This is a genomic window from Paenibacillus sp. FSL H3-0469 (assembly GCF_038051945.1).
Classification (GTDB): Bacteria; Bacillota; Bacilli; order Paenibacillales; family Paenibacillaceae; genus Paenibacillus_AQ.
Map to the genome: position 1 here is coordinate 1,649,433 of NZ_CP150302.1, position 25,686 is coordinate 1,675,118.

Annotated in this window: 21 protein-coding genes; 4 read left to right on the top strand and 17 right to left on the bottom strand. The window is 52.2% G+C overall.

Annotated features, from left to right (window positions below):
• Positions 1–532 precede the first annotated feature (532 nt).
• The 8 genes from NSS83_RS07255 to leuC all read right to left on the bottom strand — a co-directional run bounded on the left by NSS83_RS07255 (position 533) and on the right by leuC (position 10,791).
• Positions 533–799 (bottom strand): hypothetical protein, encoded by a 267-nt coding sequence (locus tag NSS83_RS07255; RefSeq protein ID WP_036697991.1) that lies wholly within the window; start codon positions 797–799, stop codon positions 533–535.
• Positions 800–801: 2 nt separating this feature from the next.
• Positions 802–1,509, bottom strand: coding sequence for an endonuclease III (gene nth / locus NSS83_RS07260; protein WP_341347965.1), 708 nt, complete (start codon positions 1,507–1,509; stop codon positions 802–804).
• 213 nt (positions 1,510–1,722) lie between these two features.
• Positions 1,723–4,539 carry an S-layer homology domain-containing protein gene (locus NSS83_RS07265; RefSeq protein ID WP_341347966.1) on the bottom strand — a complete coding sequence of 939 codons (2,817 nt, stop codon included), beginning with the start codon at positions 4,537–4,539 and terminating at the stop codon, positions 1,723–1,725.
• A gap of 22 nt (positions 4,540–4,561) precedes the next feature.
• Positions 4,562–5,221, bottom strand: a complete 660-nt coding sequence (locus NSS83_RS07270; RefSeq protein ID WP_341185010.1) for a GerMN domain-containing protein — start codon at positions 5,219–5,221, stop codon at positions 4,562–4,564.
• A gap of 105 nt (positions 5,222–5,326) precedes the next feature.
• The gene (locus tag NSS83_RS07275) at positions 5,327–6,766 is read right to left on the bottom strand and encodes an N-acetylmuramoyl-L-alanine amidase family protein (RefSeq protein WP_341185009.1); all 1,440 of its coding nucleotides are present in this window, start codon (positions 6,764–6,766) and stop codon (positions 5,327–5,329) included.
• A 199-nt stretch (positions 6,767–6,965) separates the two neighbouring features.
• Positions 6,966–8,543 carry an N-acetylmuramoyl-L-alanine amidase gene (locus tag NSS83_RS07280; RefSeq protein ID WP_341185008.1) on the bottom strand — a complete coding sequence of 526 codons (1,578 nt, stop codon included), beginning with the start codon at positions 8,541–8,543 and terminating at the stop codon, positions 6,966–6,968.
• Positions 8,544–8,734: 191 nt separating this feature from the next.
• Positions 8,735–9,337 (bottom strand): 3-isopropylmalate dehydratase small subunit, encoded by a 603-nt coding sequence (gene leuD / locus NSS83_RS07285; protein WP_076079215.1) that lies wholly within the window; start codon positions 9,335–9,337, stop codon positions 8,735–8,737.
• 29 nt (positions 9,338–9,366) lie between these two features.
• Positions 9,367–10,791 (bottom strand): 3-isopropylmalate dehydratase large subunit, encoded by a 1,425-nt coding sequence (leuC, locus tag NSS83_RS07290; protein WP_036727197.1) that lies wholly within the window; start codon positions 10,789–10,791, stop codon positions 9,367–9,369.
• A 168-nt stretch (positions 10,792–10,959) separates the two neighbouring features.
• Here leuC and NSS83_RS07295 point away from each other — a divergent pair, with 168 nt between their 5' ends.
• From NSS83_RS07295 to proC, 4 genes are all read left to right on the top strand, one after another.
• On the top strand, positions 10,960–11,871 hold the full coding sequence (locus NSS83_RS07295; protein ID WP_341185007.1) for a LysR family transcriptional regulator: 912 nt from the start codon (positions 10,960–10,962) through the stop codon (positions 11,869–11,871).
• 440 nt (positions 11,872–12,311) lie between these two features.
• Positions 12,312–13,415 carry a glutamate 5-kinase gene (proB, locus tag NSS83_RS07300; protein ID WP_341185006.1) on the top strand — a complete coding sequence of 368 codons (1,104 nt, stop codon included), beginning with the start codon at positions 12,312–12,314 and terminating at the stop codon, positions 13,413–13,415.
• 58 nt (positions 13,416–13,473) lie between these two features.
• The gene (locus NSS83_RS07305; RefSeq protein ID WP_341185005.1) at positions 13,474–14,721 is read left to right on the top strand and encodes a glutamate-5-semialdehyde dehydrogenase; all 1,248 of its coding nucleotides are present in this window, start codon (positions 13,474–13,476) and stop codon (positions 14,719–14,721) included.
• A 30-nt stretch (positions 14,722–14,751) separates the two neighbouring features.
• Complete coding sequence (gene proC, locus NSS83_RS07310) at positions 14,752–15,618, top strand: pyrroline-5-carboxylate reductase (protein ID WP_341347967.1); 867 nt, start codon at positions 14,752–14,754, stop codon at positions 15,616–15,618.
• Positions 15,619–15,980: 362 nt separating this feature from the next.
• Here proC and NSS83_RS07315 read toward each other — a convergent pair whose 3' ends face one another.
• From NSS83_RS07315 to NSS83_RS07355, 9 genes are all read right to left on the bottom strand, one after another.
• Positions 15,981–17,174, bottom strand: coding sequence for an IS256 family transposase (locus NSS83_RS07315; RefSeq protein WP_341347968.1), 1,194 nt, complete (start codon positions 17,172–17,174; stop codon positions 15,981–15,983).
• Between the two features lie 338 nt (positions 17,175–17,512).
• The gene (locus NSS83_RS07320) at positions 17,513–18,280 is read right to left on the bottom strand and encodes a DnaD domain-containing protein (RefSeq protein WP_341185003.1); all 768 of its coding nucleotides are present in this window, start codon (positions 18,278–18,280) and stop codon (positions 17,513–17,515) included.
• 24 nt (positions 18,281–18,304) lie between these two features.
• Positions 18,305–19,600: an asparagine--tRNA ligase gene (gene asnS, locus NSS83_RS07325; protein ID WP_341185002.1), complete on the bottom strand. Its 1,296-nt coding sequence runs from the start codon at positions 19,598–19,600 to the stop codon at positions 18,305–18,307.
• Positions 19,601–19,621: 21 nt separating this feature from the next.
• On the bottom strand, positions 19,622–20,830 hold the full coding sequence (locus NSS83_RS07330) for an acetate kinase (protein ID WP_341185001.1): 1,209 nt from the start codon (positions 20,828–20,830) through the stop codon (positions 19,622–19,624).
• Positions 20,827–21,699, bottom strand: a complete 873-nt coding sequence (locus NSS83_RS07335) for a 3-hydroxyacyl-CoA dehydrogenase NAD-binding domain-containing protein (protein WP_036698052.1) — start codon at positions 21,697–21,699, stop codon at positions 20,827–20,829. Before NSS83_RS07335 ends, NSS83_RS07330 begins: the two co-directional genes overlap by 4 nt.
• Before the next feature lie 132 nt (positions 21,700–21,831).
• Positions 21,832–23,334: an AAA family ATPase gene (locus NSS83_RS07340; protein WP_341185000.1), complete on the bottom strand. Its 1,503-nt coding sequence runs from the start codon at positions 23,332–23,334 to the stop codon at positions 21,832–21,834.
• The gene (locus NSS83_RS07345; RefSeq protein ID WP_341018397.1) at positions 23,327–23,869 is read right to left on the bottom strand and encodes a hypothetical protein; all 543 of its coding nucleotides are present in this window, start codon (positions 23,867–23,869) and stop codon (positions 23,327–23,329) included. The genes NSS83_RS07340 and NSS83_RS07345 overlap by 8 nt, the downstream gene beginning before the upstream one ends.
• Before the next feature lie 268 nt (positions 23,870–24,137).
• A complete protein-coding gene (locus NSS83_RS07350; protein WP_341347969.1) occupies positions 24,138–24,899 on the bottom strand; it encodes an aminoglycoside adenylyltransferase domain-containing protein in 762 nt (253 codons plus the stop codon).
• A 246-nt stretch (positions 24,900–25,145) separates the two neighbouring features.
• Positions 25,146–25,667 carry a DUF5590 domain-containing protein gene (locus tag NSS83_RS07355; RefSeq protein WP_341184998.1) on the bottom strand — a complete coding sequence of 174 codons (522 nt, stop codon included), beginning with the start codon at positions 25,665–25,667 and terminating at the stop codon, positions 25,146–25,148.
• Positions 25,668–25,686: the final 19 nt, after the last annotated feature.

The window sequence follows — 25,686 nt, forward strand, 5'->3', positions numbered from 1 at the left end:
CAGATCGTCACAAATCAAATATCCACATTTACAAAATCAGCTATAAACCTTCACGAAAAACAAGATTTCGCAGATGCCATTCCAGCCTCGCCCGCAAACCCTGCTTCGATGGGTCGGAACAACATCATCCTAACGGATCAATAAAATTAACTTCGTGCGAACACCATGTATGCTGTTTTTCACATACATTTGCTCCGCCCACCCCGTAGTTGCACAATGTACACTGTTATTCACATACATTTGCCCCGCTCACCCCCGTAGTTGTACAATATATGTTATTTTCCACATACATTCGGCACACACGCCCGCACATCAGTAAATGTATGCTGTTTTCCACATACATTTGGTCATAAGCCGCTGTACCAGCCAAATTATATTCGCTTTTAAGCATACCTTCAGCCTTCAATCATATTCAGCATCAAAGTCATTCTACGAATCAATTAAAGAATATTTCCTATTCAACAAAAAAAGAGGCTGCCCCGTCAGCCACTTCATGGCTATGGGACAACCTCTCTAATGAACTCCAATCAAATTAAGCTGTTTCCAGCACTGGAAGCAGGATTTCAAAGACTTTGCCGTGCTGCAGAATGGTCAGGCCACGGGATTTGTCTTTCATTACGACAACCTCTGGCTTCGCGGACATACGCTCCAGATAGAACTCAGGCACATCGCCGGAATGGCTGATGGTGATGCCTTCCACTTCCTGCTCTTCGTTCTCTTCCATCGGGCTGTCCACTACGCGGTCAAAAATATCGGAAAATGCTTCAAAATTATCGGTATATACAGAAATGCACTTCATCTCTATCCCATCCTCTTCTTCTCTAATTCTTGTTTAGCTTTCGTATGATCCTTAGCTTTCCTGATTACAGCAGTTTTCATACGTTTTTTGCCCTCCCGGCATACATCCAGCAGCGGGCAGATCTGGCATGCAGGATTCTGAGCCTTACAGTGATATCGCCCGAAAAAGATCAGCCGGTGGTGCGTCAGCGTCCATTCATCACGCGGCACCGCCTTCATCAGCTTCTTCTCCACTTCCAGCACGGAATCTTTCCAGCCCGCAAGCGCGAGCCGTTTGGCTACCCGTTCCACATGAGTATCCACGGCAATCGCCGGCACTCCGAACGCATTCGATACGACCACATTCGCAGTCTTGCGTCCGACACCTGGCAGAGTTACCAGCAAATCATGGGCCTGCGGCACTTCACCCCCGTACTGCTCAATCAGGATGGTGCAGAGGTTCTGAATATGCTTGGCCTTGTTGCGGAATAGACCAATCCGCCGGATATCCAGCTCCAGCTCTTCCAGCGGTACTGAGATATAGTCGATCGGAGCCTTGTACTTCTGAAACAGGTCCTCGGTCACCTTGTTCACTGTTGCATCCGTACATTGGGCTGAGAGCAGCACGGCTATGGTAAGCTCAAAAGCGTTGCTGTGATTCAGCTCACAATGTGCATCAGGGAACATGCCTCCGATAGTGTCCAGGATGTGGCGGACCTCTGCAGCTTTCATAGCGTCCCCTCCACGGAGCAGGTATAACTGCAAATTCTCTTGCAGCATATCTTCTCAATTTCTTACGAAATATAAGCAAAGATACATTATATCGTATACTTTCGTAGCGTTCAAGCGAACACCGTGCTGCCCTTATATTTCAAAAAAAACGCCTTGATCCAAGGCAAACCCAAGGATCAAGACGGTGTTTCACACGGAAAATCACCAAAACGATTATTGTTTCACAATTTCTACAACCTTACCATTGTTGAAATACATTATAATATTATCATTTTCTTTGAGAGATTGCACGGGTAAAGTCGTGTCACCTTGATGAATATATACATTTGGGGCAAGCCCAAACGTATTATTCTCATTCAGCGTGGCGCGTTTGGTGTAAATTTCATTCGTTGCGCTCTCATAACGGGCGAATGTCCGGTTCAACTGACTGAACACGGAGATGATCACTACACCAGCCGCATCCTTACGCACCAATACCCGGTCTGCTGTGGTAAGTCCGCTCAGAGCGTTCGTTGCAACACCATCCCGGAGGATTCTTACTCCGCTGCCCGCAGTATAAGGCTGAGAGGCTCCCGTATAATCTTTCACGGTGAACGTACCTGCTGCGGCATCCACTGCCGTTACCTGTCCGGCAACCTGTTTCACCGACTGCAGCGCCAGCGGTGTGGAACCGTCAAAGCTGAGATTCACGAAATCTCCGGCTTTCAGCTCAGTCAGGGCGATCTTCTGGCCTGCTTCGTTGGTAAGCGGTACATTCGCCAGGTTCAGCTCGCTGCTGTTGCTGCCACCCTCAAGCTTCACGGTCATTTTGCCCGCGCCCGCATTAATGGTAGCAATCTCGAACTGGGACGACCCGTTCACCCGCAGCACAGAGATGAGCTCCTGATTGCTGGCAAGCACTGCCGTTACCGGCACATTGAGCGGAACATCGGTGATGACTGCCCCGCTTTTGCCAAACATTTCAATGGCCTGCGGATAAGACATCGTCAGCAATTGTCCGTTACCCAGCTTGAACACAATCGTCCTGGCCGAAGTATTGATTGCCGTCAGGGTGCCGGAATATTTGGTTGTCAAATCAACAGACATTGCACGCTCATTAATGGAGGTCACATCAATCTTGCGGTTCTCAACCAGTCTGAACCCCATGGTGGTCAGCGAAGTGGTAATCAGCCCGCCGTAAGACATCTTTGTTTTCTCATCCATTTTGACCACATGAGCCTTGCCGTTATTGTCCGTGAAGGTCAGGTACTGGGTCTTAGCGTTATAATCCACAACGGTAGCAGCCGCGTACTGTTCGATCTGACGGCTCAGCACCTCAATCTTGGTCACCTGGTCATTGCTGTTCAGCGTAAGCTGCACATTGTCTCCGCCTGTTTTGTCAGCAATCAGGTCAGCCATCACCGGACTTACAGCGTTCGGAATCACAATGGCCGGATTAGCAGCAAGCAGATTGACCTCACGGGTGCCATCACTCTTCTGATAGACAATCGTTGAATCTGTCAACTCATAGATGAAGCCCTTCATTATGCGCTCCACTCCTGAGGTCACTTCCACGGAACGGATCGTATTATCCTTGATGGTATAAGAGACAGCAGCACCGGCTTTCAGCTCCGCGGGCTGAATAATAGAATTCTGGGAGCTGAACAGCGTGGTCCCTTCTTCCCATTTGAACATTTCTACTGTGCCGTCGGCGTTCTTGAACGTAATGCTCTTGGCAGCAGTGTCAACGCTTTGAACCGTGCCTTTAGCCGTCTTGTTCACAATACCGGAGGTGACCTGCACCTTCACAACCTTGCGGAAACCCGTGAAAGTTTCACGCAGCAGCGTAAGCTTGCTGCCGGCAGTGATCGAAGCAGGCTGAATAACCGCACCGTTCACATCCAAGAAGGCTGTGCCCGAATCGTAAGGATACTGATCGTATCCATTCGCGGAATCGACCCAGATGATACCCGGTGTATGCTTGGTGAACACACCCTCCGCCTGCTCAACCTGAACTGCCGGATCTGTCAGCTCTACATAAGCTGCGCTATAGGTAGCTCCAATGACAGTCACCTTCGTATAAGGCTGGATCTCGTTCATAGAAATGCGATTCTCGGATGTACTGGTGTAGTAGGCGGTATTGGCATTCAGAGTGAACTCCAGCGTGCTGCCGTTAGTGTACAATCCCAGCTTGCCATCCTTAAGAGAACTGATTGTTCCTTTGAACGTATTGTCATACTCCAGGTTATTATGCGCTTCAGCACGGCTGAAGAAGGTAGCGAGCTGCGCACGGGTCACAGCGCCTTGCGGATCGAAGCGGTTGCCGGTTAGCCCGTTCGCCAGTCCCAGTTCCACTGCTGTGTTAATGTAGCCGCGTTTGTTGGCAGACACTTTGGCGTCATCGGCAAAGCCTGTCGGCCGGCTTGCGGCCGCAGAAGCTGATGCACTCTGGCCAAGCGCACGGATCAGCAGCTCCGCGACCCATTCACGGCTGGCCTTGCGCTCGCCCCACGAGCTTTTAAGATTATCTGCAGCCATCTCAGTGGTCTTGTCCAGCAGACCTTGCTGGAAGGCTAAGATTACATATGGCTTGTAATAGTTCGTAACCGCAAAATCATTAGGCAGCGCAACTTCGGTACTGGTGTTCACATTCCCCTGCAGCTTCATGAAGCGCAGTGCCATCAGCACCGCTTCCTGCTGGGTCACAGAATCGCCAGGACGGAACAGGCCGTTATTGCCGACCACAATCCCCTGAGTTGCCAGCTTATAGATATGCTTTTCGGCCCAGAAGCCCGTCTTGACATCACTGAAGATCCCTGAACCAGTTACAGCCGTCTGCGGAGCTCCAGCAGCAGCGGTTGCTCCGGTTGAAGCGTTGTCGGCAAAGGCAGCCCCTGCCCCGCCAAGCACCATCGCACCGGCCAGAACGGCAGAGACCGCTTTTACAGAATAAGATTGAACCGTACGCTTTAATCGTTTTGGACCGGACAATTCGATATTCCCCTCTCTATGGCATATCTGGATTTCTATGTTGTTAATTTCGTTAGCCATCCGGCTTATTCCTGCCTAATGCCTATAATCCGTTGTTCTCGCGGGTGATGGGATGCACAAGATCCACATGCCCCATCAAGCTCTCCACCTGTTCTCCGTCTACCAGCACATCGATATTCTTCACTTCATCGAACTGGAAGAACATCTGTGACAATGCGCCGATCGCCAGAGCCTCGCCGCCTGCGCCAAGCTGCGCCTCATCCGGCTTATGAATATCCATCACAATCTGTCCATTGGAGAATTCCAGTGATTTCAGTTCAATCTTGTTCCACAGCGGAATCTGCTCAGCATTATCGCTCTTCTGAAGTGTTTTGAAGGCTTCCGTATATTTCTCCTTGGCATCCTTGAAGGTGATTGAGACTTCAGCCGGAACCAAGTCGTTCTGTTGCAGGTCTGTATAATACGTCTTGATCTTAAGACTCTGCTTCTCAGGCACTGCCGGTGCCTCCGTAGCCGCCGGAGTTACAGTTGCTGTAGGCTCAGGCGTGCTTGTAGCTGCCGGTGTGGCAGTGGGAGTAGCGGGAGTGTCATTCCCGGCATTGTTTCCTTCAGCGCCGCTGGATACCGAGGTTGAATCCTGACCGGACGCATTGCCCGGTGCTGCAGTAGGTTTATCTCCGCAGCCCGAAATTACGAGAAGCAGCATCGCAGCGATCCCTGCATATGTTAATTTCTTGTTCATTTGATTAACCCCCTCAGATGAATATGGGCAGGAGGGACCGCAAAGTCCTTTTGACCGCAATATAGGGTCTTCATCCGACTCTGCGGCCCCTGCTGCCGCCCGTTGTTATTGAATCCCGAGATACTCTTTAATTCCGCTGACCATTGATGCGGCTACATTGTTCTGCAGTGCTTCAGTGAACAGCAGAGCCTCGTCCTTTTTATTGCTGAGATAGCCAACCTCAAGCAGCACCGCAGGCATCTTCGTTTCGCGTATCACATGGAAGTTGCCGTAACGTACTCCCCTGTCGCTAAGTCCGGTAGCCTGCACAAGATACTTATGCATCACATTGGCCAGAGCCTTGCTGGCGTCCCGCTGATAGTAGGTCTCCGTTCCGCTAGAAGCCGCTGATCCGCTGCTGTTGGCATGGACGGATATGAATAAATCTGCGCCGAGATTATTGGCAATTGCCGCCCTTTCCTTCAATTCAAGGAAAGTATCATCGCTGCGCGTCAGCACCACATCAATCTTGTTCTCCTGTCTCAGCAGAGCAGCCGCCTTCAGAATTACGGCCAGGTTAAAGTTCTTCTCGTACTTTCCGGTAATGCCTACAGCCCCTGAATCCTTCGCACCATGTCCGGCATCGAGCACAACCAGCTTGCGCCCGCTGTTCCCGGGCTGCGTTGAAGTGTCGCCTGAAGCCGGTGCGTTCAAATCAATGACAATGAGCTTTGAGGAATCTCCCGACACCTCTACGCTATAATTTTTGGGGGTATTAAGATCAATTACAAATCGGACTGTATAAGGATTAGTGCTATACAGCGAATAGCGGATACCGGAGACATCCGGATAATCCGTAACTGTCAGGCTCCCGTTCAGGTCAGGGTCAAGGATTTGTCCTGTTCCGAAAATGTCCGAGAACGTGGCATTCGGCAGATCAACGATGATTCGGTCCGGTCCGCTGATCTTGGAGACCTTCGGCTCCGCATTGCCGTCTATGGCAATCGAGAACCTGTTCTCATTGAAGCTGATGCCGTTGATCATGCTCAGGCTGCTTGAGGGTTCTCCCGGCGGCACTACAACCGTTCCTCCGTCCCCATTGCTTTGTCCCGGGTCAATGTTAGGCTCGGGAATGGACGGGGTAATAAGATCTACAATCTTCTTCGTGTTATCCCATTTGACCGTAAGTCCGAACTGCTCACCAATGAACCGGATCGGTACGAGCGTCGTGCCGTTCCGCAGGAGAGGGGCCGTAGTCAAGACCGCTGTCTTGCCGTCAACGGAAGCTGCCGTCTGACCTACGATCAGTTGAATGGCCTTTCCCTGCTGTTCAATCTTGATGGTCTTGCTTGTCTGATTCCAATCCACCTTGTATCCAAGGTTCTCAGCAATCATTCTTAGCGGCACCATGATGGAGTTATTTACATTTTCCACCGGAACGTCTTGTCCTGCATTCAGTTCCTGGCCATCCAGGAAGATCTTGTTCTGGCCAGCAGCGGCTTGTCCATGCCCCGGCAGCACCACAACAAAGAGCAGCAGCAACAGCATAAAAGCAAATTTCTTCATTGTTCACCTCTAAGACTCTAGTATTCCGCCCCCAATCGAGCGTTCTTGATGGCATGCCAACTGACAACCTTCGACATAGTGTAGACGTTCGTAGAACTTAAAAGTTGCGAATAAATCCCAACTAACGTGGAAATGTCTGTGTATTCCCTATTACTAAAAGGTATGTAGTGCTGTTACAGACAACTCCGCTTATCCAGCGTTACAAGCCAAGATATTCCTTAATTCCTGCTACAATCTCCCGCGCGAGGTTATCCTGCATCTGTTCGCTGTACAAGGTTGCTTCATCTACCGGATTGGTCAGATACCCCGCCTCCAGCAAAATAGCAGGCATCCGGGTCTCCCGGGTCACATGCAGGCTCTTAGAGCGGACTCCGTTGTCTTTGAGGCCGGTTCCCGCTACCAGATGCTTTTGCATAATCTCGGCAAGCGGCAGGCTCTCACTGCGGCTGTAGTACGTCTCACTGCCATTCACTTTGCTCCGGTTCGGATAGGATACGTCGAGTGAATTGGCATGAAGGGATACGAACAACGTAGCGTTCGCTGCTTGGGCAATCTTCACACGATCCTGGAGACCCAAAGTAATATCCGATGTACGGGTGTAGATGACATCAGCCCAGCCTTCCTGCGTCAGAATAGCTCCGGCTTTCAGGATGACCGCGAGATTGAAGGTCTTTTCCAGTTTGCCGGTAAGACTGACCGCACCCGATTGCTTGCCCCCGTGTCCGGCATCCAGCGCAATAACCGGTCTTCCGGTGAATCCCGGATTCACAGGTGCCCCCGTATCACTGCCTGTTACATTCAGATCGATTGTGACTAGCCCTGTACTCTCATCCGTACTTACTTGATAATTCTGGTAGCCCGTAGTCTGGATTACGAACCTGACCGTCGGGGGATTCGTACTGAACAACGCATAACGTATTTCAGTTACCAGCGGGTAGCCGCTCACGTCCAGCTTGCCCTGGGGACTTCCTCCCGTGGATACGCCAGGGAAGCTCCCGCTGAAATCAGGAGCAAATGCCGCTCCGGCAAAATCCACTACAATCCGGTCGGGTCCGGTAACTCTTGTAACCGTAGCCTTGGCTCCTCCGGCAGCGGCTACAATCAGCCGGTTCTCGCTGAATACCGCCCCTTTCACCACCGGTGATGTAGCTGGCGGAGTCGGAGTAACTATAACACTTCCGTCCAATTCCTCGAGAATCTCTGTGCCGCTCTGGGGCGGAGTGGTCGGTGCAGGAGACTCAACAGCCACTGGAGCGGCTCCGGTTGACACGGAGGGAGCTGCGGTGGCTGACGGCAGCGGATCTGAAGTGGCAGGGGCCGTCTCTGTTACCCCTCCGCTCAAATACACCGTCTTATCCGTATTGTCCCAGCCGACGCTAAGACCGAACTGCTCGCTGACAAAGCGGACAGGCACCAGTACCGTGCCGCCGTTCTGCTTGGGTGCAGCATTAAGTGTCAGGTTAACACCATCAGCTTGAGCGGTGGTGCTGCCGACTGCAAGCTGTACAGACTTGCCGTCCTGCTGGAGAGTTACCTTGCGGCTGCTTTGTTCCCACAGCACTTTGAAGCCCAGATTCTCCACCACTACACGGATCGGAATCATAACGCTTCCATTCACATTCTCGAGGATTACCCCCTTGGGCAATGCAAGCTCCTTGCTGTCCATCACGATCTTACCGGGGTTTGTTCCGGCTGCCGCAGCTTTGTGGCCGGCGAATGACAGGAGGAGCAGTGGCAGCAGCAGTAGAAGCAACACCCGTTGTCCGGCTTTCTTCATCCTTTCCTCTCCTTTGGTCCATTGATAGATTTGCAGATAAGATTAAGACGACATGAATCCCCAAAAGTTGCCTTCACAGGCAATAATATCTCGATTATAGCAAAAAAACTTCTATTTCCGACACCCGGAAATAGAAGTTTTGTGTAAATACTAAGAATAAATATGCTTCAGCCGTTTACTTATCTTAGCTCTTAGGCAAAAAGCTTAGCTGCATGACGCTCTTCGTATGCGGCAATCTCATCAGCATGCTGAAGTGTCAGGCCGATATCATCCAGCCCCTGCAGCAGAAACTGGCGGCGGTGCTCATCCAGCTCAAAGGTGATGGCAAGGCCATACTCATCACTCAGCTTGTTGTTCTCCAGATCCACTGTAAGTGTGTAGCCCTCATGCTCTGCCGTACGGCTGAACAGATCATCTACCTGAGCTTCCGAGAGCTTAATCGGCAGAATGCCGTTCTTGAAGCAGTTGTTATAGAAGATGTCAGCATAGGATGGTGCGATGACCACTCTGAACCCGTAATCCATGATGGCCCAGGGCGCATGCTCCCGGGAGGAGCCGCAGCCGAAATTCGCGCGGGAGATTAGCACTGAGGCTCCCTCATAACGCGGTTTGTTCATTTCGAATGCCGGATTGTCATTCCCTGCTTCATCAAAACGCCATTCGTAGAAAAGAAATTGACCAAAGCCTGTGCGCTCGATCCGTTTCAGAAACTGCTTAGGGATAATCGCATCCGTATCTACATTAACCCGGTCTACCGGGGCTACAATTCCTGTTAACTTCTTGAATTCTTCCATTGCTGTATCCTCCTGCTCTCTCAATTATTCTATGAGTTGACGGCTTCCGTCTTGTAGTTCCAGTCACGCACATCCGTGAAGCGTCCCTTGATGGCTGCCGCAGCCGCCATGGCAGGGGAGACCAGATGCGTGCGTCCGCCGCGTCCCTGGCGTCCTTCGAAGTTACGGTTGGAAGTAGAGGCGCAGCGCTGTCCCGGCTGCAGAACATCCGGATTCATCGCCAGGCACATACTGCAGCCGGCTTCACGCCATTCAAAGCCTGCTTCGGTGAACACTTTGTCCAGACCTTCCTTCTCGGCCTGCATCTTCACGCGCCCGGAGCCAGGCACAACAATAGCTGTAACTTTGTCAGATACCTTATAACCCTTGGCTACTTCAGCCGCGGCCCGCAGATCCTCAATCCGGCCGTTGGTGCAGGAGCCGATGAAGACATAATCAATTCCAATCTCGGAGATCGGTGTACCTGGAGCCAGATCCATATATTCAAGCGCCTTCTCGGCTGCTTTGCGTTCATTCTCGGTAGTGAAATCAGCAGGGTTAGGTACGGTGGAGTTGATATCCGTTCCCATACCAGGGCTAGTTCCCCAGGTAACCTGCGGGATAAGTGTCTCTACATCGAATTCGACCACAGTATCGTACTGGGCACCTTCATCACTAACAAGGCCCTTCCAGGTCTCAACAGCGGCATCATACGCTTCACCCTGCGGCACATATTGACGTCCGCGCAGATAGTTGAAGGTGGTCTCGTCCGGTGCGATCAGGCCTGCTCTTGCTCCGCCTTCAATCGACATATTGCAGACGGTCATGCGCTCTTCCATCGACAGTTCACGGATAGCCTCACCGGTATATTCGATAACATAGCCAGTTGCAAAGTCCGTTCCGTATTTGGCAATTACACCGAGAATCATATCCTTGGCGGTCACTCCCGGATTACGTTTGCCGGTGAAGCGCACTTCCATGGTCTTGGCCTTGGACTGCTGCAGACACTGGGTGGCAAGCACATGCTCAACTTCGCTGGTGCCGATCCCGAAGGCCAGCGCACCGAAGGCTCCGTGAGTGGAGGTATGGCTGTCCCCGCAGACAATTGTCTTGCCGGGATGGGTCAGGCCAATCTCAGGACCCATGACGTGAACAACACCTTGGTCAATATCATTCAGGTCAAACAATCTCACGCCGAAATCACGGCAGTTCTGCGAAAGTGTATCAATCTGCTGCTTGGAGATCGGATCGGTAATATTGTAACGGTCCTTGGTAGGCACGTTATGATCCATTGTCGCAAAGGTAAGTCCCGGACGGCGGACCTTGCGGCCGCTCAGGCGCAGTCCTTCAAACGCCTGCGGGGAAGTCACTTCATGAACCAGATGAAGATCGATATAAATAATGCTCGGCTTGCCTTCTTCCTGATGAATAACGTGATTGTCCCAAATCTTCTCAAACATTGTCTTGTTGCCCATGAATTTCACCTCATAATAGTAGAATCGTTCCTAATGAAGAGAGCGTGGAGTCTCTCTTGAATGTTCTAAATATAACATCGGTGTGTTTATAATTCCAAGATATGATTTCTATAGGGTTTATAGGTTATACTTATAAACAGATGATCTACTCATTAAAGGAGCTTATGTATGGAACTTAGACAATTGCAATACACGCTGCAGATTGCTGCAGAACGGAATTTCTCCCGCGCGGCGGAGAAGCTTCACATCGCCCAGCCCTCGCTCAGCCAGCAGCTGTCGAAGCTGGAGAAGGAGCTTGGCGTGCTGCTCTTCCAGCGTAATACCAGCTCGGTGGAGCTGACCTATGCCGGTGAGAAATTCGTTGAACAGGCTCAGGGGATCATCGATGCCGTGGAACTGCTGCGGCAGGAGATGTCCGATATCTCCCAGCTGCGCACAGGACGCGTAATGGTCGGCAGCATGCCGATTACCGGAGCACATCTGCTCCCGCATGTGCTGCCTGTATTCAAGAGCAAATATGCCGAGGTTGAGATCACCCTGCTGGAGGACTCATCCATGAATCTGGAGAAGCTGACAGCCAGCGGCCAGACCGATCTCAGCCTGCTCTCCCTGCCGCTCGAAATTCCGACCCTGGCCTACGAGGTGCTCGGTGAGGAGCGGATCGATCTTGCCGTTCCGCCGGGACATCTGTTAGCCGGACGGGAACCGCAGGGCATCCGTACCAGCCTGGCCGAGCTTAAGGATGAACCATTTATCGTTCTCAAGGAAGGCCAAGGCTTCCGTAAAATGACTGTAGAATTATGCCGCCAGGCCGGATTTGAGCCGCGGATTGTTTTCGAGAGCAATAATATGGAGACAGTCCAGTCGCTGGTTGCAGCCGGGATGGGCGTTACCCTTGTGCCCCACTTTATTGCACGCGCTGCCAGGAGTGAATTCGTACCGGTCTACCTTCCGCTGGCTGAGCCGGTGCCGGGCCGGACGCTGGTCATTGCCTACCGGCGCGGACGTTATTTGTCCCGTGCAGCCGAAGCTTTTATCGAGACCTTCAAGGCAACCGTGGCCGGTCTAACCGATAGCTAGCCCTAACAAGCGAGCGGCGGCGCTCTCATCCACAGGTCCTCTGCCCCATAGGATAAACATAAATCGTGCTGCCTGCGCTGCATGAAAAAATTTGTCTGCGGCTCTTTGCAAACCCTGCTGCCCCATGGTATCCTAAGTGACAAATAGTGAAACGTGCTGACGGGACCAGTAAGAATTGGCGTATATTCGTGTGCAGAGAGTAGATTCCTGAAGGCTGGGAGAATCTACCGCGGATGACCATTCTGAATCCTACCCCTGAGCGGCCTGCCATGCAGGACGGAGACTCCCGTTATGAGAATGAAGTCGGATGAACCCTCATCAATGAAGGTGGTACCGCGGAAGTTAATCAAGCTTTCGTCCTTTGCTAAGTCTAAGGATGGGGGCTTTTTGTCATTTTCGGGCGTTACAGGCATTTCAATTTGAGAGGAAAGTGAAAGACAATGACGTCAAGAATTGTGGTCAAAATCGGCAGCAGCTCGCTCACGGGTCCCGAAGGCGGCCTCAATCGTGAGGCAGTCTCCTTCTTCGCAGCCGAGATTGCTGCGCTCCGCGAGGACGGCTGTGAAGTGCTGCTGGTCACCTCCGGGGCGGTCGCAGCGGGATTCCGGGGCATCGGCTATGCTACCCGGCCAAGGCTGCTGCATGAGAAACAGGCGGCGGCGGCAGTAGGACAGGTTATGCTGATGCAGGCTTATCAGGAGGCCTTCGCAGGCCACGGTATACCCACTGCTCAGATTCTTCTGACCCGTACAGACTTCTGCAGCCGCCGGGCCATGAACAACGCTTTGATGACGGTGGAAGAATTGCTCCGCCAAGGCGCCGTGCCCGTGTTCAACGAGAACGATACCGTATCGGTGGATGAGCTGAAGTTCGGTGACAACGATACCTTATCGGCGCTGGTTGCCAATCTGCTAAAGGCCTCGCACCTGCTGGTATTGACGGATATGGACGGCGTCTACAGCGGCGATCCCCGCAAGCATCCGGAAGCTGTACGGTATGAGCACATCGAAGAAATTACGCCTGAGATCTACGCCATTGCAGGCGGTGCAGGCTCAAGCGTAGGAACTGGCGGCATGCGCTCCAAGATCGATGCGGCCAAGATTGCCACGCGGGGCGGCGTTCCGGTCTTCGTGGGCCAGGTTAAGGAGCCGGGGGATTTATCACAGGCCGCAGCCGGAACGGGCAAAGGTACTTATTTTGCCACCACCCTCTCTTCTCTGCCGGTCAAAAAGCAATGGCTGGGCTTCATGTCCACCCCGCTCGGATCACTGTATGTCGATGACGGTGCTGTTGAAGCGCTGCTTCACGGAGGCCATAGCCTGCTGCCAGTCGGGGTTAGACGTATTGAAGGAAGCTTTCATTCAGGGGATGTCGTCGAAGTACTCGGCCCGGATGGGCAGCTGCTTGGACGGGGTATCGTCAATTACGATGACACCCAGCTCCGCAGCATTCAGGGGCTTCCCAGCCGCGAGATTGTGCCCAAGCTTGGTGAAGTACACCGGCTGGAGGTTATCCACCGGGACGAATGGATCACGCTTCGTTAATTTACGAAACCTATTGTGTCTCCCTATGCCAACATAACTTTTATTAGGAGGAATTGCCATGAGTGAAGTGGTTAACAAGACGACGCTGGCCAAAGCAACCACAGGGGTACTCGCTAGCTTGACTACCGCCCAGAAGAATGAAGCCCTGCTGGTGATGGCTGCTGCTCTGCGCGCCGAAGCTGATTACATTATTGCCGCCAACGCCGAAGACCTGGAGCGCGGCCGGCTGAACGGGACACCGGAGTCGATGCTCGACCGGCTGGCCCTGGATGCGGGCAGGATTGACAGCATAGCCGAAGGCTTGCAGCAGATTGCCGAACTGCCCGATCCGGTTGGAGACAATCTGGAGACGATAGAACGGCCGAACGGCCTGCACATCGAGAAGGTTCGGGTTCCCCTTGGGGTGATTGGCATTATCTATGAAGCACGCCCCAACGTCACCGTTGACGCTGCCGGACTGTGCCTCAAGACCGGCAATGCTGTGGTGCTGCGCGGCGGTTCCTCCGCTCTATCCTCCAACCGTGCCATCACCGAGGTGCTGCACCGCGCACTTGCGGGTACCGCCCTTCCGCCGGATGCCTTGCAGCTGATCGAAGATCCTAACCGCTCCTCCGTGGATGAAATGCTGAAGCTGAACGGACTGCTGGATGTCATCATCCCGCGCGGAGGAAGCTCTCTGATTCAGAATGTGGTTCTGAATGCCACCGTACCGGTTATTGAAACAGGGGCAGGCATATGCCATACTTATCTGGATGCGAGTGCCAGTCCGGAAATGGCCCGGCGCATTAGCGTGAATGCGAAGGCCCAGCGGCCTTCGGTCTGCAATTCAATGGAGACACTGCTGGTGCACCGTGCTTACGCTGAAGAACATCTCGCCGCACTTGCTGAAGCCTTCCGCGAGGCTCGTGTGGAGCTGCGCGGGTGCCAGGATACCGTTGCTCTTATTCCTTGGGCTGTGCCTGCCACGCCGGAGGACTTCGCTACAGAATACAACGATTACATTCTCAATATTCGTATCGTGGACACGCTGGAACAGGCTCTTGGGCATATCGCAGAGTTTGGAACCAAGCATTCCGAATGTATTGTGACTGAAGACACGGCGAATGCTGAACGCTTCCTGCAGGAGGTTGACGCTGCGGCGGTGTACCACAACGCTTCTACCCGGTTCACGGACGGCTTTGAATTCGGCTTTGGCGCCGAGATCGGGATCAGCACCCAGAAGCTCCATGCCCGCGGGCCTATGGGACTGCCTGCACTCACTTCAAGCAAATATATGATTCACGGCTCCGGCCAAATCAGAGGTTAACTCACTCAACTTATAGGGGGACTGCCAGCCATGTGCCAGCAACCAGCAATTCCGCTCATCAATCATAATATTGTTTTTTATGGCGCAGGCTCGATGGCCGAGGCCATTGTTCGGGGATTAATCGCCCGGAATGTAGTGGAATCGGGCCGGATTATCATGCTGAACCGCAGCAGCAGCGAGCGCCTCGCTGAACTCCGCAGCCGTTACGGCGTGCTCGGCTATAACGCTCCCGAGTCCAAGCTCGAGGCTCTGCGCTCTGCGCCGGTCATTGTTCTAGCCATGAAGCCCAAAGACGCTGCTGAAGCGCTCCGTTCACTCGGGCCGCTGCTGTCGCCGGATCAGCTCGTCATCTCCGTGATTGCCGGGCTGACCATCCGTACGATGCAAGGCTTACTGGGTAATCCGCAGCCTGTGGTCCGCACCATGCCGAATACCTCCAGCTCCATCGGCCTCGGGGCTACCGGGATTGCCTTCTCCAAGGAGGTTGGCGAAGAGAGCCGCCGTACAGCGCTTAATATCTTCGAAGCGGTTGGCCTGACGGCGGTCATTGACGAAGAACGGATGGAGACCTTAACCGGGATCTCCGGCAGCGGACCGGCTTATATCTACTACATGATGGAAGCAATGATCGCTGCAGGTATACGCGGAGGGCTGCCGCTTGAGCAGAGCCGTGAGCTGACTGTCCAGACCGTGCTCGGCGCAGCCCGTATGGTGCAGCAGACCGGTGAAGAGCCTGCCGCCCTGCGCAAGAAGGTCACCTCGCCGAATGGCTCTACCCAGGCGGCCATTGAAGTGCTGGAGCGAGGCGATTTCTTCGAGACCGTCATTTCCGCCGTCAACCGCTGTGCGGAACGTTCACGCGAGATGGGCTCAGCTTTGGAGCAGGAGCTGCACTAATTATTGATTACTTTTCACAACTTCTTAATGCAGAACATAACAGCCCGCAGTTCCTTCCATGTGAAGGGACTGCGGGCTGTATGCTGCCAGTGGCGAAATCAAGTGCATTTATACCCTTCATTTTGCTCATCAAGCCACTTTTACGGAAATCAGGTGCATTTATCCCCTTCATTTTCCTCATTAAGCCACTTTTACGGAAATCAGGTGCATTTATGCCCTTCATTTTGCCCATTAAGCCACTTTTGCGGTAGCGTCAAGAAGTTTGTGTAAATGAGTAGAAGTACCTCCCCGGGGTTACGGGTTGGGGGTGTAGTGTTTCTGGGGGAGGGGGAACCCCGACCCCCAGAAATTGGATTCATTGGCTACTCTTCTTCGACTGTGGGCAACGAAGGGTAGCGGGCTTCATAGAGCTGGCTGAGCTTCTTTTTCACCGTGTCCACCCCAAAGCCAGGGGTGACTCGCTGCCCAAACCTTTCGTTGTAGCCTAACATCTCCAGATACACGATTTTTTCTGCCGCATCCATGTTGGTCAGGCTGTTCATCGGCTTCAGACGTTTGCGGATTTCCTTGTTCATTCGCTCAATGGGATTGGACGTGTAAATCGCTTTACGCATCGGTTCCGGGTACTTGTAGAACGTCAGTAACGTCGAAAGCTGCTCCTCCCAAGACCGCATTTCCTTCGGGTATAACGCATTCCACTTCGCTTTCACCGTGTCAAAGTTCGCCCGGGCCACGACCTCATCTGGTGCATCATACACGGTCTTCAGGGCCTTAATCACATCGGTTTTGTGCTCCACACGGATTTTGGGTAACGTGGCTCGTACTTTGTGCACCACACAATGCTGCACATCCGCCTGCGGGTAGGTTTCTTTAAAGGCCGCATCGAGCCCCGGCAGTCCGTCAAATACACCGAGCAGCACTTCCTGGGCCCCGCGTGCGTACAGATCTTTGAGCACCTCCCGCCAGCCATTCGAGCTCTCTTGACCCCCTACGTAGAACCCCAGGATTTGACGCTGACCTTCTTCGTCGATTCCCATGGCAAAATAGACGACTTCGCCCCGGACCGTGCCCCGTTTAAGCTTCACGTACAGCCCATCCAGGTAGATCACAGAGTAGCGTTTGCTCAGCGGACGTTTCTGCCACTGGTGGATATCCTCCAGCACCGTAGCGGTGATGTTACTGATGGTGGTGGGCGAGTAATGGCTGCCGAACATGCTTTCAATAAATCGGGCCACGTCCCGGGTTCCCATGCCGGATTTATACATCTGGATCACCGCTTCTTCCAGCCAGCCCTCCCGCCGTTGGTAGGGTTCAAACATCTGAGTTTGAAAGAGACCCTGGCGGTCCCGGGGAACCTGAAGATCCTCGATATGGCCGTATCTCGTATGCAGATCCCGTGTATAGTATCCGTTACGGCTATTGCTGGCACCGGCTTCTTCACTCGACATAAACCCTTGGATTTCGGCACGCAGGAGCGATTCCATATTCTCTTTCATGAAGTCTTTAACAAGTTTTTCAAATAGATTATTTAGCATATGTTCGGGTACAATAGTCATCGAGTAGGGCTCCTTCTTGGTGTTGTGGTAAACCCGAGGATACCCTACTTTTTTGGTGCCTGGCTAGGCTCCAAATTGTGGTACACAACTTACTTTACGCCATCACTTTTGCTGAAATCAGGTGCATTTATACACCCTTTATCTTCTTATTTAACACGCTTTTCTTGGTTTCAGGAGCACTTCTGCTCCTCACCCCCGCTCCCCGCCCACTTTCAGCTAACTCCCAATCCTAAGTAACAAAAGAAAAAAAAGTGCCCCTTAAGCCACATACATGACTTAAGGGACACCTTTACCGGCCGGGCCTTGCCCTGGACCGGTATATATCTACCCCGCTCCGCTCATCTGCCGCCGCCCCGGAATTTCTGGGAATAGGCTTTGACATCCTGGGCATTCTTCACCCGGTTGCGGGCCCACTCCAGCAGAATGCGGTCAATGTAACGGAAATGAACCTTTCCTGCAAAGACCGACTCCTTCAGTGCGAGCAGAATCAGCTCTTCGGGATAGCGGTCTTCATCCACCCAGCCGGAAATAGATTCACATTCCATGGGGGATAGCGGACGCCCGAATTCCTTCTCGAAAATGCTGAACAGACTACGTCCGTCCTCTGACTCCTTGGCACCCGGCACAGCCGGGCGGCCATAGCCGCCGTCCGGTGCGGTAGCCCCGGAGTGATGAGCTACTGCCCGGGCCCCCGGCTCCCGCCCGCTCCGGCTGGGCTTCTCCTGGGCAGTCTCCCGTGAGAGTTCTGCCAGATAAGCTCCCAGCTTGGCGTATAGGCCGGAGAAGTTATAGCGCTCATAATGAATGTCTCTCAGCTCGTCGTTTTCTCCGTCGATACTGATGAAACCTTCCTTCATAAGCTTCTGCAGCTCTCCGGCAATCACCGGAATACTGCGCCCGGTTACTGCCTGCAGCTCCTCCAGGGAAGGGAAGTCTATTCCCTCCACCTGTCTGAAGGAGAGCAGATGAATCAGCAGCATGGACTCGCTGCCGCTCAGATTCAGCTTCCGGTAATATTTCAGGAGTGCATAAGGAATGACGGCCATTCCGTTCTCCAGGCCGAAGGCTACGCCCTCGCCCCAGGTATTCCAACCTTTTCCGTCCATACTTAAGCCCCCTTTCCCTATTCTTTAAGGGTAAAGACGGTACAGTGTACGAGGGAAGGCAATGGTCTCACGGACATGGTCCAGACCGCAGATCCAGGCTACTGTACGCTCCAGCCCCAGACCGAAGCCGGAGTGTGGAACTGTGCCATAGGTGCGCAGATCCATATACCATTTGTAGGTATCCATCGACAGGTTATGTTCCTTAAAGCGGGCCTCCAGCAGTGCCGGATCGTCAATACGTTGTGATCCGCCAATGATCTCCCCGTAGCCTTCAGGAGCGATCATATCCGCGCACAGCACCACTTCAGGACGATCAGGATGCGGCTTCATATAGAAAGCCTTGAAGGAAGCCGGATAGTGGGTAATAAAGACGGGTCTGTCGCTCATCTCCGCAATCGCCGTTTCATGAGGAGCCCCGAAATCATCGCCCCAAGCAATTTCATAGCCCTTTTCATTTAGGAACTTAATCGCATCGTCATAGCTGATACGCGGGAATGGTGCTTTGATGTTCTCAAGCTTCGAGACATCACGGCCCACCGCTTCCAGCTCGGCGCGGCAATTCGTCAGCACGGACTGCACGACGAAGCTGATGAAATCCTCCTGCACGCACAGGCTCTCTTCATGATCTGTGAAGGCCATTTCCGGCTCAATCATCCAGAACTCGATCAAGTGGCGGCGGGTCTTGGATTTCTCTGCACGGAAGGTAGGCCCAAACGAATAGACGCGTCCCAGAGCCATGGCTGCTGCTTCCATATACAGCTGTCCGCTTTGGGTAAGATAGGCGTCCTCTTCGAAGTACTTGGTGTGGAACAGGTTGGTCGTGCCTTCTGCTGACGTAGGTGTCAGGATCGGCGGGTCCACCTTCGTGAAGCCGCGCTCATTGAAGAACTGTTGAACCGCGCGGATAATCTCCGCACGAATAACCATTACCGCCCGCTGCTTGGAGGAACGCAGCCAGAGGTGACGGTGATCCATCAGGAAGTCGACGCCATGCTCCTTAGGTGTGATTGGATAATTCTCGGTAAGATGCAGAACTTCAATGCCTGTAACCGTCAGCTCGTAGCCAGATTGGCTGCGGGGCTCCTCACGGATGATTCCGGTAACATACAGTGAGCTCTCCTGGGTGAGGCTCTTGGCATCATCCCAGACCTGCTCAGGGACTTCTGATTTCACCACAACGCCCTGGATATAACCGGTACCGTCGCGAAGCTGCAGGAACTGAATTTTACCGCTGGAGCGCTTGTTGTTGACCCAACATCCGATGACAACACTCTCTCCGACATGCTCATTCACGTTCTTGATTACACTTTTGTTAGCCATGCCTACTATCTCTCCTCTAATTTAGCCGTTAACTCCTTGCACAATACGATAAGTATCGCGCGCGATCACAAGCTCTTCGTTCGTTGGAACCACAAGCACCTGTACCTTGGAATTGGCTGTAGAGATACGCCGCGGATCACCCGAACGGACCTTGTTGGCTTCTGTATCCAGTTCAATTCCGAGGAACGTAAGATTGTTCAGTACTTTTTCACGCAGCAGGGAAGCATTCTCGCCTACACCAGCGGTGAATACAATTACGTCTACCCCATTCATGGCTGCTGCATAAGAACCGATATATTTACGCAGACGATACTCGTACATTTCAAAAGCAAGCGTCGAATTAGGCTCGCCTTTCTCCGCACCGTCAATAATATCACGCATGTCACTGCTCACGCCAGAGATGGCCAGAAGTCCGCTGTGCTTGTTCAGCATGGAGTTCACTTCACCGACGGACAGCTCTTCCTTGTTCATCACATAAGGGACAATTGCCGGGTCAAGGTCTCCACTGCGGGTACCCATCATCAGGCCTTCCAGCGGAGTCATCCCCATCGAAGTGTCAACTGATATTCCTCCGTCCACTGCAGTTACACTGGCACCGTTGCCGATGTGGCAGGTGATAATCTTGAGGTCCTGAAGCGGACGGTCCAGATACTCTGCAGCAGCCTTGCTGACGAAATCATGGGAGGTTCCGTGCGCGCCATAACGGCGTACTTTGTATTTGTTGTAAAGCACTCTCGGAATGGCATACATATAAGCCTTCTCAGGCATAGTCTGGTGGAAGGCGGTGTCGAATACAACGACCTGCGGCACACCGGGCATATTATTCTCGGATGCGGTAATCCCCATCATCGCAGCCGGGTTATGCAGCGGCGCAAGGTCGAACAGCTGGCGGATCTTGGTCTTCGCATCGGCATCGACCAGCGCGGAGGATTTGAAGAATTCCCCCCCGTGCACTACACGGTGGCCCACAGCGTTAATCTCATCGGTGGATGCGATAACGCCATGCTCTTTGTCTGTCAGACAGGCAAGCACTTTGCGGATGGCCGTATTGTGCTCCAGAATTTCGCTGACTTCAGTAACTTCCTGTTTGCCGGTCGGCTTGTGATTCAGAATGGAGGAATCCATACCGATACGTTCTACCAGGCCTTTGGCGAGTACAGATTCATCTGTCATATTGTACAACTGGTATTTCAATGAGGAACTGCCGGAGTTAATTACTAAGATATTCATATACGGTCACCATCCTTGTCATACTTGAAGAAGCCTTCGCCCGATTTCGCACCCAGTTGTCCTGCACGTACCATCTTCTTGAGGATTGTCGAAGGACGGTACTTGAGCTCGCCGTATTCACGGAACATGTTCTCAAGTGCGGCAAGAACGGAATCCAGACCGAAACGGTCTGCCATTTCAAGCGGCCCGTTCTGGAACTGGTAGCCGATGCGCATAGCGTCATCAATATCTTCAGGAGATGCAACCCCTTCCTGGAGCACATGCATAGCCTCGTTAATGAACAGGCAAATGAGGCGTGAAGATACAAATCCGGGGGATTCGTAGATCATAACGCCTTTTTTCTCTACAATCTCATCGACAAAGGCTTTGGTATCTTCAAATGTGCTGTCCGAGGTTTTCAGACCGCGCACGATTTCAACCAGATCCACCTTACCTACAGGGTGTATGAAGTGCATGCCGATAACGCGTTCCGGATACATTGTAGAGCTTGCAAGCTCAGTCAAGCTAAGCGTTGACGTATTGCTGGCAAGAATAATGTGGCTCGGACACACCTGATCGAGCTGATTGAATACCTTTTGCTTCGCTTCCAGATCTTCAACGATAGTCTCAATGACCATATCGCATGAGCTCAGTTCAGCGAAGTGTGTAACCTTCTGGATGCGGGCCAGGATCAGCTTTTTCTCCGCCTGGGTAATCGCCCATTTCTCCAGTTGCTTGTCGAGACTGGTCTCGATCATTTCGTAGGAGTAGTTCAGCCGTTCTGCAGTTTTTTCCACCAGCATGACATCCAGGCCTTTGGCTGCCAGCATTTCAGCAATCCCTTGTCCCATTGTGCCTCCGCCGATGACACCGATCTTCTTAAAATTCATGTAAAAGTCTCCATCCTTTCAGGTATCTATACTTCTGTATTGTACCTTGTCTGTCGAAAAAAATAAGTAGCCCGACATATAATGATATCTTAGCATGTCTGAAAAGTAAAAAAAAATAACCGGCATAAAGAATTATGCCGGTAAAAGGACACTGTCACGAAATTGACAACGAAATTGCTCTCCGGAGAGAACTTCTTCCTTCATTAAAATGTCAAGAGAGTAATCAAATATATTTCTCTGCTGCTCCAGCAGGTCCTTCGTACGAATCATCAGATCATCCAGTATTTTACTGTTTTCCTTCATTAGCTCTTCGGTGGTAACCATTTGCAGATTCGCAATGCCGAGCGAGGTGAGCCCGGACTTCATCATGGTCTCAACAATATTAAGCGCCTGGTCGAAATCACCGCGGGAACCGGTACTGCGTCCGCCGTAATACATCTCTTCCGCAGCCGCTCCGCCCAGGGCAATCATAATCTGATGCTCCAGATAGTCCTTCGTATACAGATATTGTTCGGTCTGCGGATTATGCCGAACATAACCGAGTGCTTGTCCGCGCGGGGTCAGTGTGACCTGACTAACGCTTCCGGGACGCAGCAGCTCAGCCATAATAGCATGTCCAAGCTCATGGATCGCTACCCGCTTCTTCTCTTCATGGTTGGTCTCACGGTCGGTCTTCTCGCCCATCATGACCTTGTCGATCGCCATCGACAGATGACGCTGCTCTACCAGGGTCAGATTCTCGCGCATCATGTAGATCGCGGCTTCGTTCATGACGCTCTCCAGCTGCGCACCCGAGAAGCCGTAAGCTTCTTCGGCGATTTTATCCAGATCAACGGTGTCATGCAGCGGCTTGTTCTTGGCATGCAGGTCGAGAATCGACTTGCGGCCCTTCTTGTCAGGCATATCGACCTGAATGTGTCGGTCAAAACGGCCCGGACGCAGCAGCGCAGAATCAAGCATCTCCTTGCGGTTCGTTGCGGCTACCAGCAGAATGCGCGGGGTATCATTGTTATAAATCCCGTCCATCTCCGTCAGCAGCTGATTGAGCGTCTGATCATATTCTCGCTGCTGTCCGCCTTCGCGCTTCCCGCCGATAACGTCAATTTCATCGATGAAAATAATGGCGCTTTGCTTATTCTCCTTGAGCGCGCGCGTACGGGCATCCTTGAACAAATCGCGTACGCGTCCCGCACCCACACCGACATACATCTCAACGAATTCACTGCCTGAGGCAGCTACGAATACAGAGTTAGTATAATGTGCCGCAGCCTTGGCCATCAGCGTCTTCCCGGTTCCCGGAGGGCCTGTAAGCAGAATTCCCTTGAGCGGGCGAATCCCGAACTTGCTGATTTCTTCATGCCGGATCAGGAAGTCCAGCGCTTCACGCAGCTCCTGCTTGGCATTGTCCTGTCCGCCGATCTCTTCAAAGGTAAGCTTGGACGGGCCGTTCTTCTTGCGCTTCTTATCTGCACCTGCATTGACGGCCAGACCGCCGCGCGCATGGGCAATGAACAGGAGAGCGGCAACCATACCAAGTGCTATGATTACAGGGAAGATATTAATCCCCACAAAAGCCATAAAAATCAGCATGACCGGAACGAATCCGGCTACAACCTCTTTCCAGTACTTAGGCATTGTTCCACACTCCCATCTTGGCTGCTGCACGCGGCAGTATGATAAATTTGCTCTCAGTGCCGTTGCTCAGGCTCACGTACACATTATTGTCGTCAATCTCTGTGGCGGCTGTAACCCCGCTGTACTTGCTGTCCTGCTCCTTCAGCCCATCCAACTTCGCTGGTATCAATGTATACTTCCGGCTCTCCATCGCTTCCGCTACAGAGAACATTGCTTTATCCCAATACTCATCCAGCAGCTCACTCGGCTTCTGTTCCACATCCAGCTTCAGGGTCCTGCCGTCAATAGCAGTGCTGCCTTCTCTCGATACGTACTGCACCAGCTCACGTAATTTCGTGCCCGGCTGCAAATCCAGTTTCAAAGTGACCTCATTGCGTTTAATAGTAATATGGGAATCCTTCACTCCCTCGTAGGATGATACCAGCTTCTGCAGCGGCTCCTGCACCGCGAATTGACGGTAAGAATACCAGCCACCAAACAATAATGCAGCAGACAGCAGAGACGTTAGCAGCACAGGCATAAGACGCAGTTTCAAGAAACGTCCTCCTCTCAATAATGACCGAGCATAACTCTATAATAAAGACCATCCAGCGTGTCTAGCGCCCATCCGAGACTGACATGCTCTTAAGCATGTCTTAATACAAGTAGTAGTATATCACAGGTGTATATACGATTTTACATAAAGTTGTGAATATATTTAAAATTTTTGATTCTAATTTCTGGATGTTTCATTCGGCATGAAAAAACGGCAGCTCAGATTCATAGCCTGAAATGCCGCTGCTACATTCATATTCCGGTGTCCCCTACATCCGGCTAACGCCAATTTCAGCCATCATATATTCCGCAAAATCAGTTAAAAGCTCCAGTTCATAGCCTTCGGCAACGGCCGCACCGCTATATTCCATCAGACAACGTCTCAGCAGCCCGTGATAGCGTTCCGGCAAATGCTGCAGTCCCCACTCCCCGCCTTCCTTCCTGGAAGAGACATGACCTTCCTGCACATAGTAGAGCACCCTGCATAGATTTAGTGTGTAATAGAGTGGAGCATTCCCAATATTCTCCTGCGCATCATCGATATCCCTGATAATGGAATCCAGATAGTACCTCTGGTCTACCGGCGCAAAGGCCTCGCGGATCGGCTCCCCGTACAAGATAAACCCGCGATGGTAGACTACTGCAAAATGTGCCGCCAGATCAGCATCCTCAAAGCCGGCGCACAGATAATTCTCATTGGTTCTATACCGCTCTAAATGAGCTTCTGAAAAGTGAAATTCAAATGGCGTAGGATACACAAAGTTGTGCAGGTATGTCTTCAGGACGATAGACAGTTCAATTCCGCGCTTATTCGGCAGACTGTCATGAAAGGTTACGATACGACCGGCAAGTCTATGACTGACCTCTGCTGGCAGCTTGTCCTCTACGACAATCAGCAAATCAATATCGCTTGAATCCGGTTGAAAACAACCCATGGCCAGGGAGCCGTGCAGATAAATCCCCGACAGATTATCCCCCAGCTCTTCCTTAAATAAATCCACCGCCTGATCCAAATATGCTAAAACTTCCAATTTATTCTTCCTCCTTGAGAGACATATATGCATGTTGGCGATAGCATTCGAAGTACACACTTCGTATATCAATTTGAGTATAATCATCGATGTATCTCAAACCATACATCTCCATTAAGCCACAGTTCCGCGTCTGCCACTAGTCCAAGAACGGTTCCAGAATATTTTCGACATGATGGATACAAAAAAACGGAAGAACAGATAATCTGTTCCCCCGCAATTTAGTTCTGCCGCTGAGTCCTTAGCTTAGCGGTTCGGCAGACTGTACCCCTCACCGATGGCGCTGCCATCCTTGAAGCGGTAGAAGTTGTAATAGAATCGCCCGTCTTTTTTGTAAAATAGCTGCCAGGCATATTCCCCGTTGTATACACCGGGCAGCAGCCGTTCGATCTTCACGTCAGGCAGCTGATCGGCTATGATTCCGCGCATTTTCTCCTCTGAGGTGCCTTTGCTCAGCTCTTCAGCATACAGGCCGTTGTCGCCACCGGCAGGCTTGCCCTCCAAGGTGAAACGGACCCACACCATCAGATCGGTCCCGGCTTCGTTTTTGCCGGTTAGCACCCAGTAGATCTCATTCTCATTCCAGACGGATTTCTGAGCCTTGGTTACCTCCGTTAGTCCGGCACGCGCCCGGGCCAGCTCCTTGGCCTCACTCCGCTCGTTCCACTGGTCCTTCATAATGTAGGCATAGAACTGGCTTAGTCCGAACAGAAGGAGCAGCACCACGGTAATCCCCAGCCAGATCCATTTTCTCCTCTTCTTCTTCACCACGCTGCTTCCTTTCCCG